This is a genomic window from Spirosoma luteolum, assembly GCF_054778875.1.
Window position 1 is genome coordinate 505,414 of the sequence record NZ_BAAGZE010000001.1, and the last position, 12,979, is coordinate 518,392.

8 protein-coding genes are annotated in these 12,979 nt (G+C 61.2%); 4 read left to right on the plus strand and 4 right to left on the minus strand.

All coding sequences use genetic code 11. The features are described from left to right. Window positions 1-77: 77 nt before the first annotated feature. Entirely contained in the window at window positions 78-2,396 is a 2,319-nt protein-coding gene (locus tag ACYVAC_RS02220) for a metallophosphoesterase (RefSeq protein ID WP_461095917.1), read from the plus strand. Here the strand turns inward: ACYVAC_RS02220 and ACYVAC_RS02225 are convergent, their stop codons facing one another. From ACYVAC_RS02225 to argS, 4 genes are all read right to left on the minus strand, one after another. Then, window positions 2,397-3,308: a 1,4-dihydroxy-2-naphthoate polyprenyltransferase gene (locus tag ACYVAC_RS02225; RefSeq protein WP_461095918.1), complete on the minus strand. Its 912-nt coding sequence runs from the start codon at window positions 3,306-3,308 to the stop codon at window positions 2,397-2,399. 76 nt (window positions 3,309-3,384) lie between these two features. Next, window positions 3,385-4,005, minus strand: a complete 621-nt coding sequence (locus tag ACYVAC_RS02230; RefSeq protein ID WP_461095919.1) for a glutathione peroxidase — start codon at window positions 4,003-4,005, stop codon at window positions 3,385-3,387. 94 nt (window positions 4,006-4,099) lie between these two features. Further along, window positions 4,100-4,399 (minus strand): hypothetical protein, encoded by a 300-nt coding sequence (locus ACYVAC_RS02235; RefSeq protein WP_461095920.1) that lies wholly within the window; start codon window positions 4,397-4,399, stop codon window positions 4,100-4,102. 68 nt (window positions 4,400-4,467) lie between these two features. Beyond that, a complete protein-coding gene (gene argS / locus ACYVAC_RS02240) occupies window positions 4,468-6,252 on the minus strand; it encodes an arginine--tRNA ligase (protein WP_461095921.1) in 1,785 nt (594 codons plus the stop codon). Window positions 6,253-6,528: 276 nt separating this feature from the next. Here argS and ACYVAC_RS02245 point away from each other — a divergent pair, with 276 nt between their 5' ends. From ACYVAC_RS02245 to ACYVAC_RS02255, 3 genes are all read left to right on the plus strand, one after another. Next, window positions 6,529-9,468 carry a glycosyl hydrolase 115 family protein gene (locus ACYVAC_RS02245; protein ID WP_461095922.1) on the plus strand — a complete coding sequence of 980 codons (2,940 nt, stop codon included), beginning with the start codon at window positions 6,529-6,531 and terminating at the stop codon, window positions 9,466-9,468. A gap of 95 nt (window positions 9,469-9,563) precedes the next feature. Beyond that, window positions 9,564-11,753, plus strand: coding sequence for an alpha-glucuronidase family glycosyl hydrolase (locus tag ACYVAC_RS02250; RefSeq protein ID WP_461095923.1), 2,190 nt, complete (start codon window positions 9,564-9,566; stop codon window positions 11,751-11,753). A 24-nt stretch (window positions 11,754-11,777) separates the two neighbouring features. Continuing rightward, window positions 11,778-12,890, plus strand: coding sequence for an endo-1,4-beta-xylanase (locus ACYVAC_RS02255; protein ID WP_461095924.1), 1,113 nt, complete (start codon window positions 11,778-11,780; stop codon window positions 12,888-12,890). Window positions 12,891-12,979: the final 89 nt, after the last annotated feature.

A 12,979-nucleotide genomic window follows, 5' to 3' on the forward strand; every position in this document is an offset into this window, starting at 1 on the left:
CATAGTGCTGACTGAGAGCCGGAGCTATTGGCACTTGCCAGTTCTCCGGCTTATTTTTGTGGCCTAATCGGCCCGGCATGAATCGTCTTTCCCTTCGTTTACTGATTATTATGCTGGGCCTGAGCCTGGCGGCATCGGCCCAAACCGCCCGTCTGGTGCGGGGTCCTTATCTGCAGGTGGTAACGCCTACCTCGGTTATTGTGCGGTGGCGAACCGACGTGCCCACCACCGGCCGTATCTGGTATGGCAGCAGTACCACGGCCCTCAACACCGACAAACGCGAAAGTCAGCCCGGTCTCGAACACAGTATCACGCTGACCAGCCTGCAGCCCGCCACCCGCTACGCCTACGCCATCGGTTACGACGATACACGCCTGGCAGCAGGCACCGACTATTATGTACCTACGGCCCTGCCCGCCGGCGACACGCGCCCATTCCGGATGTGGGTGCTGGGCGATTTCGGGATTGGCAGCGACAACCAGAAGCAGGTGTATCAGGCCTACCGCAACGCTACTACTACCCACCCCGCCGATTTATGGCTGTGGCTGGGCGACAACGCGTACTGCTGCGGTACGGAAGAGCAGTTTCAGCAGTATGTTTTCGACCTCTACGGCCCTACGTTTCGGAATACACCCGTATTCAGCACCCCCGGTAACCACGATTACGCCGACAGCCGAACCAACTTCAATATTCCCTACTACAGCTTGTTTTCGTTTCCGACACAGGCTGAAGCGGGTGGACTGGCGTCGAACAGTAAGGCTTATTTTTCGGCTAACTACGGCAACGTACACCTGATTTCGCTCGATTCGCAGGCGCAGGAAGGCGGCATTTACCGGCTCTACGATACCACCGGCACGCAGGTGCAGTGGCTCAAACGCGATCTGGCCGCCAACAAGCTACCCTGGACCATCGTTATTTTTCACCACCCACCCTACAGCAAGGGCGGTCATGACTCCGATACGGAAGAGCAGATGAAGCTTATCCGCGAGAACCTGACGCCTATTCTCGAGCGCTACAACGTCGATCTGGTACTGAATGGCCATAGCCACGGCTACGAGCGGCTCTACCGCCTTAAAAACCTGCGGGGGCTGGCCCGGACCTACAACCCGGCTGTCAACCAGGCCGAAAGCACCACCGGCCGCTACGACGGCACGCCCAACTCCTGCCCCATCCTGACCAAAGGCCAGGGCACCATCTACATCGTGAACGGATCGGGGGGGGCACTCGGGGGCCAGTCGCCCGATTACCCGCACCCGGCAACGATCTACGCCAACACCACTGTGGGCGGTTCGATGCTGCTCGACGTATCGGACAACCGGCTCGATGCCCAGTTTATTTTGTCGGACGGTAGCATACCCGATCGGTTCACGATCATGAAAAACGTGAACCGCACCACGGCGATCACGGCCGAATTTGCCGACACGCTGGCCCTGCAGGCTTCGTGGGTGGGCGATTATCGCTGGGCAACGGGCGCCACCAGCCGGAGCATTCGCTACGCGGCCAGCCGCAGCGGTACCTACCCGGTTGCGGTTACCGACAGCCGGCAGTGCCTGACCGACCAGTACACCCTGACGGTGTCGGCCCAGCCCCGCCTGACCACGCGTACGGCGGCCAGTGCCTGCGCGGGCAGTGTGCTGGCCGTTACAGCCACGCCTGAGAACACTACCAAAGCCGCTGGCTGGCAGTACGATGTATTGCTGTCGGATGCAACCGGCAGTTTTGCGGTTGAGCGCGTGGTAGGCAGTGGCCCGCTCAACGGCCTGCAGGCTACCTTACCCGCCAACCTGGCTGCGGGTGCCGGCTACCGGTTGCGGGTACGGGCGCGCGGTATCAGCTATGCCGAACTCGTGGCCAGTGACCCGATCGCCATACAGCCCGCCCCTACCGTCACGGTAGCCGGAGCCAGCACGGTCGTACAGGGCAGCCCGGCCTCGCTCACGCTTACCTTCACGGGAACGGGTCCCTGGCAGGGTACCATTACGGGCGGCACAGCCTTCTCGGCAACAACATCGCCTGCCATCCTGACCGTAACCCCGGCCCAGACCACTACTTATACCGTCACGGCACTGCGCAACGGCTGCGGCACGGGTACGGCCACGGGGCAGGCCACCGTTACGGTACTGATTCCGACCGAAACAAAAAGCTTTACTGATGGACAGTTCCGGCTGTTTCCCAATCCGGTACACGACCGGCTTCAGTTCGATCTGACCCTAACCCAGAAGCATACCGTTAGTCTCAGCCTGCGTAACCTGCAGGGCCAGGTCCTGTATCAGCACACCTATGGGCTGACCGATACGGTTCAGGCGACGGTGCCCATGCCCCAGCCGGCCGGCACCTACGTGGTGACGGTTACCGTGGACCGGGAGTCGATTACGCGAACGGTTGTGCGGCAGTAGCTACAGCAACTGTCCCAGTCCAAACAACACGACAAACAGCAGGGTCGTCATGGCCAGTTGCCCCAGGCGGGGATTCAGTTCGGCAGGGTTCCTGTGGGTGGCGATAGCCCGGCCGTTCAGCACGAACAGCGGAAACGACAGGACATAGAGATAGGCAGTCAGGGGGGCGTCTGTCAGCAGCGAATACACCAGCGCGCAGGCCATACCCGCTAGCAGCAGCCCCCAGTGGTACCGAATGGCCAGCGCCCGACCCAGTCGCGCCGGAATGGAGCGTTTGCCGGTGAGGGTATCGGTTTCGATATCACGGATGTTGTTGACGTTGAGTACACCCGTGGCAAACAGGCCCACGCTGGTGGCGGGCAGCAACAGCAGCGCCTGCACCGACAGCGTATGCAGGAAGTACGTGCCCAGCACCCCCAGCCAGCCAAAAAAAAGCAGCACGGCAATGTCGCCGAAACCGGCGTAACCGTAGGGTCGCTTCCCGTTCGTGTAGCCGATGGCAGCGCCGATACTGAGCAGGCCCAGCCCCAGAAACGCCCAAAAAGCCGATGGATCGACGTGCAGGCCGGGCCGGTCGCCAAAGGCCAGCACCAGCAGCGCAATGCCACACACCAGCGACAGGGCCGAGGTGATAATGATACCGCGCAGCATGGCTTCTTTCGTAATGTCGCCCGTAGCGACGGCCCGGCGCGGCCCCACCCGCAGTTCGGTATCCTTACCCGATACCGCGTCGCCATAGTCGTTGGCGAAATTCGACAGAATTTGCAGAAAGATGGTCGTCAGGGCAGCCATCAGGGCGATGGGCCAGCTGAACCGGCCGACGGGAACGGCCAGAAAACTCCCGAGGATAATGCTGGCCAGCGCCAGTGGCAACGTGCGCGGCCGTGCAGCCGCAAGCCAGTTCTTATTCATATTGAGCGATTGAGCGATTGAGTAATTGAGTGATCCGCGACAAACCGCTCAATCACTCAATTACTCAATCGCTCCCTTACAGGCCTACGGCTTTTTTAAACGCGGCATCGTCTGGCTTGACGGCCGAGGCAAAGAAATTGGTTAGTTGCCCCTCTTCATTCACTACATACTTGCAGAAGTTCCACGAGGGGGCCTTGTCGTTCCAGCCGTTGAGCGACTTGGTGCTGAGCCATTTGTAAAGCGGAGCCTGGCTGCTGCCAACGACATCGATCTTCTCGAACATCGGAAACGAAACACCGTAGTTTTTCTGGCAGAACGTGGCAATCTCGGCATTACTACCCGACTCCTGACTAGCAAAGTTGTTGGCCGGAAAACCCAGCACCACAATCTTGTCTTTGTGGGCTTCATAGAATTTCTCCCAGTCGGCATATTGAGGTGTGAAGCCGCATTTCGAGGCCACGTTCAGAATCACGACTTTCTTGCCTTTGTAGCGGGCCAGTTCGACGGGTTTGCCATCGATCGATTTAACCGTGAAATCGTACAGCGTACGGGTAGCCGCCGGCGCATCGGCCGGTGCAGCCGCGGCATCTTTCTTATCGCTGAAGATGCCTTTGACGAGAGTTGATAACGACATAAAACTAGTGAGCGTGAGGGTCAGCGCCACGGCTGCCAGACCCGATAGAACGTATTTTTTCATGGCTGAAATCGGTTAGGCCAACGACGGGCAGGGCGCCAGTTGAGTAGGCAACGGTTTGTCTGGGTAAGTAGTTTCGCGGAGTGGCCGTCGGGGCCTACTGCACCTCCCGGGTGTACATCTTGATACCGCCCACGCGCGGAGCCACCAGGTTATACACGCCGGCAAACACCGCGCCGATGATGAAGCCAAAAAGGCCGTACAGCAGTGGCAGCAGAATCACCATAAATACGCCCCCGCCCACTAATGCGCTCATCCCCGACCGGCCCATCAGCGACCCCATCACCGAGCCGAAAACCAGAAAGAGCAACGCAAAGACTAAACCGAGGCCGCCCAGCAGGGCGCCGTACACCAGTGCTACCGACATCGTATCGAGTCGGGTAATTTCCTGTTTCATGGTATGAAGGAGTAAAAGGGTTTACAGGCTTAATGTAAACCCTTTCTACACACCTCACACACAGACAGCTACATTTTTTCGGGTACGTCGATACCTAACAGGTCCATACCCTTCCGGATGGTATCGCCAATGGCCCGGGCCAGCACCAGCCGCACCCGGAGTTTGTCGGCGTCGGTTTCTTTCAGAATCGACAGTTTGTCGTAGAACTGGTTGAACGTCCGCGCCAGTTCATACACATACTGCGCAATGTACGACGGGGCATAATCGGTGCCCGCTTCGGCCACCCGCTGCGGGTATTGCGACAGCAGAAAAATCAGCTGCTGCTCGATCTCGTCGAGCGCGATAACCGGCATCGTATCGGCCGTGGCGTGGCCCGCTTCGGCCGCCTTCCGCAGAATCGACTGAATCCGGGCGTGGACGTACTGAATATAGGGGCCGGTGTTGCCGTGCAGATCGACCGACTCGGCGGGGTTGAACTGCATCCGCTTCTGCGGATCGACTTTGAGCAGGTAGTATTTGAGCGCCCCCAGCCCCAGCATCCGGAACAGATCGGTTTTCTCGGCTTCGCTGAACTCGTCGAGTTTGCCCTTGGCGGCCTCATCGGCGGCCGTGGCTGCTGCGGTCGTCGTTTCCTGGATCAGATCGTCGGCATCGACCACGGTGCCCTCGCGCGATTTCATCTTGCCCGTTGGCAGGTCGACCATACCGTACGACAGGTGATACAGGTTTTGGGCGTAGGAACGGCCCAGCCGACGCAGAATGGCAAACAGTACGTTGAAATGGTAGTCCTGCTCGTTGCCAACGACCCAGATTTGCCGGTCGGTATGAAAGTCGTGGTCTTTCAGTTCGGTTGTACCCAGGTCCTGGGTGATATAGACCGACGTGCCATCGCCCCGCAGCACCAGCTTCTGATCGAGGCCCTCGTCGGTCAGATCGATCCAGACCGAATTGTCGTCCTTGCGGTAGAAAACCCCCTTGGCAAGCCCTTCTTCGACAATCTCCTTACCCAGCAGGTAAGTGTTCGACTCGTAGTAAGTCTTGTCGAAGCTGACGCCAATGGTTTTATAAGTAGCGTCGAAGCCCTCGTACACCCAGTCGTTCAGTTTTTTCCAGAGCGCCACCGTTTCGGGGTCGCCCTGCTCCCACCGGCGCAGCATGGCCTGCACTTCCTGCATGAGGGGTGCCTGCTTCTCGGCTTCTTCTTTGGGGGTGCCGCCCGCCACCAGTTGCTCTACCTCGGCTTTGTAGGCCTTGTCGAACAGTACGTAGTATTTACCGATCAGGTGATCGCCTTTCAGACCGGCTGACTGTGGCGTTTCGCCGTTGCCGAAGCGCTGGTAGGCCAGCATGGATTTGCAGATGTGTACACCCCGATCGTTGACGATGCAGGCTTTAACCACGTCGTAGCCGTTGGCGGCCAGAATCCGGCTCACCGAATCGCCCAGGAAGTTGTTGCGCAGGTGCCCCAGGTGCAGCGGCTTGTTGGTGTTGGGCGACGAGAACTCGACCATCACCGACTCGCCCCGACTGGGCAGCTGCCCGAAAGCGGGGTCGGTGGCCAGCTGATCGAGCGCCTGTAGCCAGGCCGCATCGGCAACGCTGATATTGAGAAAGCCCTGCACCACATTGAAGGCGCTGACCACGGCGCTGTGCTGGACCAGCCACGCCCCGATGGCCTGCCCGATCTGGGCGGGTGCCTGCCGGAGGGCTTTGGTGAGCGGAAACGTGACAAAGGTGTAGAGTCCTTCGAATTCTTTCTTGGTGGGCTGGAGCGCAATAGCGCCAATTTCCTGCTGGTACAGTTCGGCAACGGCCTGCTGAATCGCCTGTTTTACGTGTTCCTGAATATCCATTGGCTGACGAAACCGCTCAGTGGGGCGGTTTTCCGGGCGCAAAAGTACGAAATGCAACCCGGACTGGCGTTGCTGCCCGCCCGCTATCGGAACAGCCTTGTTCGGATGCCCGCGCCGGGCCATATAAATAATCCTGCAATCGGTTGCATAATTCACCAATAGCCCTGATTTTTACAGTTCAGTACCCCATACTGACTTACTAAACCCTACCTAACCGCCCGGTACCGCATCCATGACTTTCAGGTCAGCCGGGATTGCGGCACCAGGCTCTTTTTTATGCATCCTGGTCAAGACGCCACCATCAGCCGGACCTCGACCATGGCCCGGCACTTCCTGCGTAGCTGGCTTTGCTGCCTGGCGATACTCGGGCTACCGGCAGCTGCTCAGGCCCAGCTCAGTCCGGCCCCCAGCGCGTCGTATGTCAGCGCCCGGACCACGGCCGGCGCGTTCAGTCTGGTGGGTCAGGGGCAGGCGGCTCCGTTCATCGTCGGCACCGGCGAATGGCCGGGGGTGTTGCGGGCCGTGCAGAACCTGCGCACCGACGTGCAATCCGTAACGGGTCGGCAGCCCGCCCTGTCGACCGACGCGGTGCCGGCCGGCTCACTGCCGGTACTGATCGGCACCCTCGGCCACAGCACCCTCATCGACAGGCTGGTGCAGACCCACCGGCTCGACACAACGGGGCTGGCCGGGCGCTGGGAAACCTTCGTGATCCAGATCGTAGAACAGCCCCTGCCGGGGGTTCGGCGGGCCCTGGTGGTGGCGGGCAGCGACAAGCGGGGCACCATCTACGGCCTCTACGACCTGTCGGCACAAATTGGCGTATCGCCCTGGCAGTGGTGGGCCGACGTACCCGTTCGGGCGCAGCCGGCTCTCTATGTGCGGCCCGGCCGGCACAGCCAGGGAACGCCCGGCGTGAAATACCGGGGTATTTTCCTGAACGACGAAGCCCCTGCCCTCTCGGGCTGGGCAAAAAAAACCTTCGGTGGCTTCAACCACCAGTTCTACGAGCGCGTGTTCGAACTGTTGCTGCGGCTGAAAGGAAATTACCTCTGGCCGGCCATGTGGGGCAATGCGTTTTACGACGATGACCCGCAGAGTCCGGTACTGGCCGACGAGATGGGCGTGGTGATCGGCACCTCGCACCATGAGCCGCTGATGCGCGCCCACGACGAGTGGCGCCGGTACGGCAAAGGCCCCTGGAACTACCAGAAAAACGACACCACGCTGCGCGATTTCTGGCGGAAAAGCATCCGACGGATGGGCACCAACGAAAGCATCGTGTCGGTAGGGATGCGGGGCGATGGCGACGAGCCTATGAGCCGCGAAAGCAACACCGCCCTGCTCGAACGCATCGTGGCCGACCAGCGCACCATTCTGCGCGAGGAGACGGGCAAAGACCCGGCCGCTACCCCCCAACTCTGGGCGCTTTACAAAGAAGTGCAGGACTACTACGACAAAGGGATGCGCGTACCCGACGACATAACGCTGCTGCTCTGCGACGATAACTGGGGCAATATCCGAAAATTACCCGAACCCCGGCAGCGCCGAGCCGGGGGCTACGGCATCTACTACCATTTCGACTACGTAGGCGGCCCCCGCAACTACAAATGGCTCAACACCAACCCCATAGCCCGCACCTGGGAGCAGATGCACCTGGCCTACAGGCACGGCGTCGACCGGATCTGGATCGTGAACGTGGGCGACCTGAAGCCGATGGAGTTCCCGATCTCGTTTTTCCTGGATTATGCCTGGGCACCCGACCGCTGGTCGGCTAGCCAGCTCCCCACCTACACCCGGCTGTGGGCTGCCCAGCAGTTTGGCCCTGCCCATGCCGCGGCCATTGCCCGCATTCTGACCTCCTACACCCAGTATAACAGCCGCCGGAAACCCGAACTGCTGGCCCCCACCACCTACAGCCAGGTCAATTTCCGGGAAGCCGAGCGCATCGCCAGCGACTACAACCAGCTGCTGAGCGAGGCCGAAGCCATCGGCAGGGCCCTGCCCCCAGCCTATCAGGCAGCTTATTTCCAGCTGGTGCTGCACCCCGTGAAAGCCTGCGCCACGCTCAACGATCTATACGTAACGGCGGGGCGCAACGGGCTCTACGCCCGCCAGCGCCGGGCCTCGACCAACGCCCTGGCCGACCGGGCAGCAACCCTGTTTGCGCGCGATGCCGCCATTGGCCGATACTACAACGATACGCTGTCGGGTGGCAAGTGGCAGCACCTGATGGACCAGACGCACATCGGCTACACCTACTGGCAGCAACCCGACAAAAACACCATGCCGGCCGTGGTGCGGCTTACCGTACCCACCGAAGCGTCGCTGGGTGTGGCCATTCCCGGTAGCGAAGACGCCTGGCCGGGTGCCACCGCCAGGCCCGTGCTGCCTACCCTCACGCCCCGGCGCACCGACGCGGCTTACATCGAGGTGTTTAACCGGGGCGCTACCCCCTTCTCGTTCCGGGCTACCACCACAGCGCCGTATCTGCACATCAGTCCGGCTACCGGGCCGGTTGCCACCGACCAGCGGCTCTGGCTAACGGTCGACTGGGCGAAGGTACCGGTGGGGCGCTGGCGCGTACCCATTACCATCACAGGGCCAGGCGAACCGGTCGTGGTCGAAGCCGTAGTCGAGCAGGTGGCTCCGGCTCTGGCCCGGCAGCAGGCCCGGCAGTACGTCGAAACCGACGGCTGGCTATCGATACCCGCCACCGGCTTCAGCCAGTCGGTGGCCAACGGACAGGCGGGCTGGCAGAGCATTCCGGCCATTGGCCGCACCAGCGACGGGATGATGCCCGCTCCGGTAACCGCCCCGGCCGCTACGCCCGGCCCCGGCAGTCCCCGGCTCGACTACCCCATTTACCTGGAGCAGCCGGGTTCCGTCCAGATCCACGTTTATCTGTCGCCAACGCTCAACCTGATCGACAACAAAGGGTTGCGGTATGCCGTCTCGATCGACGACGAAGCCCCCCAGCTGATCGATATCCACGCCGGCGAAACCAACCGACGCTGGGAACAGTCAGTAGCCAACAACATCCGGGTGCTTACGTCTACGCACGCGGTCGAAAAAGCTGGGACGCACACGCTGCACTACTGGCTGGTCGATCCGGCGGTGGTGCTGCAAAAGATCGTGGTGGGGCGGGGTACCCTGCCCAACAGTTACCTGGGCCCACCCGAACGCGACCTGACCCGACTCAACCCATCGAAATAACCCCTGCCGTGGGTATGTACCGCCCACCGTTGGTTTACGGTATCCACGATCTTTTCCTACACTCCGCCCACCAGAGCGGTTTTCTGTCCTGTCGTATGACTCTGTTTTCGTTTGCTCGCCTGGCACTGGCCGGTCTGTTTGTCCTCCTGCTGACTCTTACCCGCGTCCGGGCCGACGATGGCTACCGGCTGTGGCTCAAATACGACCCCATTACCGACGTAACCCGGCGCGACGCCTACCGGCAGTCAGCTAAATTTATCGTGGTAAATGGCAACAACCCTACCCTGCAGGCGGCCGCGGCCGAGCTGCAAACGGGTCTGCAGGGGTTGCTGGGTCAGCCCGTTCCGATTGTCGGGCTGTCGGGTGGGCGCAGCGGGGGCATCATCCTGTCGGTGCGGCCGGCGGCCGATCCCGTTGCCGGGCAACTGGGGCCCGACGGCTACCGCATCGAACAGAGTCAGGGCAACCTCACCATCAGCGGGCGCAGTGCCGCCGGGGTGCTTTACGGCAGCTTTGCCCTCCTCCGCCACCTGCAGACCCGCCGGCCCATCGACCGTCTGTCGCTGACGAGCAGCCCCCGCGTGCAGTACCGCATGCTCAACCACTGGGACAATGTTGACGGCACCGTGGAGCGGGGCTACGCCGGATCGTCGCTCTGGAACTGGTATGAACTGCCCGAGCGCATCGACCCGCGTTACCGCGACTACGCCCGCGCCAATGCCTCGCTGGGCATCAACGGGGTGGTGGTCAACAATGTCAACGCCAGCGCGCGGTTCATGACGGCCGAATACATCCAGAAGGTAGCGGCTCTGGCAAACGTGATGCGCCCCTACGGCATCCGGCTGTACCTGTCGGTGTATTTTGCCGCCCCTAAAACGCTGGGGGGCCTCAAAGGCTCCGACCCGCTCGACCCCGCCGTGCGGCAGTGGTGGGCCGATAAAACAGCCGAGATTTATAAGATCATTCCCGATTTCGGGGGCTTTCTGGTGAAGGCCAATTCGGAAGGCGAACCCGGCCCGCAGGACTACGGCCGCACCCACGCCGATGGTGCCAACATGCTGGCGGCTGCCCTCAAACCCTACGATGGCATTGTGATCTGGCGGGCCTTTGTGTACAAAGCCGACGGCAAATCGGACCGCTTCAAAGCCGCTTACGAGGAGTTTACGCCCCTCGACGGGACGTTCGACAAGAAAGTGATCGTGCAGGTCAAGAACGGCCCCATCGACTTTCAGCCCCGCGAGCCGTTTTCACCCCTGTTCGGCGCCATGCCCAAAACGCCACTGGGCATGGAGTTTCAGCTGACGCAGGAGTACATGGGTTTTGCCACCCACCTGGTCTACGAAGCTCCGCTGTTTAAAGAATGTCTCGACGCCAATACGCACCAAACACCCACCGCCAGCAATCAGCCGGCCACCGGAATGCCGGCCACCGGAATGCCGGCCACCGGAATGCCGGCCACAGTAGCGCGGGTAATCGACGGGAGTCTGCACGGGTATTCGATGACCCTGATGGCCGGTGTCGCCAACGCCGGCTCGGTCCGGAACTGGACCGGGCACCCAATGGCGCAGGCCAACTGGTACGCGTTCGGGCGGCTGGCCTGGGACCATACGCTCACGGCCGACGCCATTGCCCGCGAGTGGGTAGCCCTGACGCTAACCCACGATGCGGCCGCGACCAACCGGCTCGTCAACCTGATGGGCAAATCGCGGGATATCTACGTCGATTACAACACCCCCCTGGGGCTCTCGCGGCCGTGGACAGGCGTACACTTTGCGCCCGAACCCTGGCAGAACCGCAGCTCCCGCCCCGACTGGACGGCGGTTTATTACCACCGCGCCGATTCGGTGGGTCTGGGTTTCGACCGAACAGCTACGGGCAGCAATGCCCTGGCCCAGTACCAGCCCCGCACCCGCCAGCAGTGGGAGAACCCCGACACCTGCCCCCTGCCTTACCTGCTCTGGTTTCACCACGTGCCCTGGACCAAACAACTGAGCAGTGGCCGGACACTCTGGAATGAGCTCTGCAACCGCTTTTATACCGGGGCAGACTCGGTGCGCTGGATGCAGCAGGAGTGGGCGCAGATCAGGCCCGCCATCGACCCCGCCCTGCATGCCGACGTGACGGCCCGCCTGCAAACGCAGCAGCGCGAAGCCATCTGGTGGCGCGACGCGTGGGTGCTGTACCTGCAAACGTTTTCGAAACAGCCCGTGCCGGCTCCATACCGGCAGCCCGACCGCACCCTCGACGAGGTGAAGCAGCAGGTCAATATTTATTTACTCCGTTAGCCCAGCCTTTTCCCCAAACTACCTATGATCCGTTCGTTTCGCGTACCAGCCGCCGGCCTGCTCTGTCTGGCCCTGGCCGCCACCTGGCTCGGCACCGGCTACACCCCGGCCCTGCCCGGTGGGCAGCCGGCCAGCCCAAGCCTGAAAGACGCCTACAAAGCGTACTTTCCCATTGGCGTAGCCGTGGCCCCCCGCAACCTGACCGGCCCCGAGGCCGACCTGATACGGCAGCAGTTTAACAGCCTGACGCCCGAAAACGCCATGAAGATGGGGCCGATTCACCCGGCCGAAGATCGCTACAACTGGACCGACGCCGACGCCATCGTCGACTTCGCTCAGAAAAACGGCATGCGGGTGCGGGGCCACAACCTGTGCTGGCACGAGCAGTACCCGGCCTGGTTTTTTGTCGATGCCGCGGGCAAACAGGTCACTAAAGAGGTGCTGCTGAAACGGCTCAAAGACCACATAACCACTGTCGTGAATCGCTACAAGGGGCGCATTTACCAGTGGGATGTCGTGAACGAAGCGATCGACGATAACGACCAGGCATTTCTGCGCGAATCGTCGCCATTCTACCAGATTTGTGGCGATGAGTTTATCGCCAGGGCGTTTCAGTACGCCCACGAAGCCGACCCGAGCGCCGAGCTGTTCTACAACGATTACAATACCGAACGGCCGGCCAAGCGCGCCCGGGTGTACCGGTTACTAAAGCAGCTTGTCGATGCAAAAGTGCCCATCCACGGGGTTGGCCTGCAGGCCCATTGGTCGGTGTTCGAGCCTACCCGCGCGGAACTGGAAACAGCCATCAGGCAGTATGCCTCGCTCGGCCTGAAAGTCCAGTTTACCGAACTCGACATGTCGGTGTATCCGTGGGAAAAGAACCGGCGCGCCAAACGCCCCGACGACGAAGACACCTACACGCCCGAACGCGAGCAGCAGCAGTTGGCCCAATACAAGATGGTGTTCGACGTGTTTCGACAGCAGCGCAAGGTCGTGTCGGGCGTTACGTTCTGGAACATCTCCGACAAAACCACGTGGCTCGACGCCTACCCGGTGCCCGGCCGCAAAAACTACCCCCTCCTTTTCGACACCAGCCTGAAACCCAAAAAGGCGTACTGGTCAGTGGTTCGGTTTTAGGATTTAAGATTTAGTGTGTGGTGTGTGGTTTGTCGTTCGCGGTTAGTAGTGGGATGTAAACCACAAACTACCAACCATAAACCCCACAC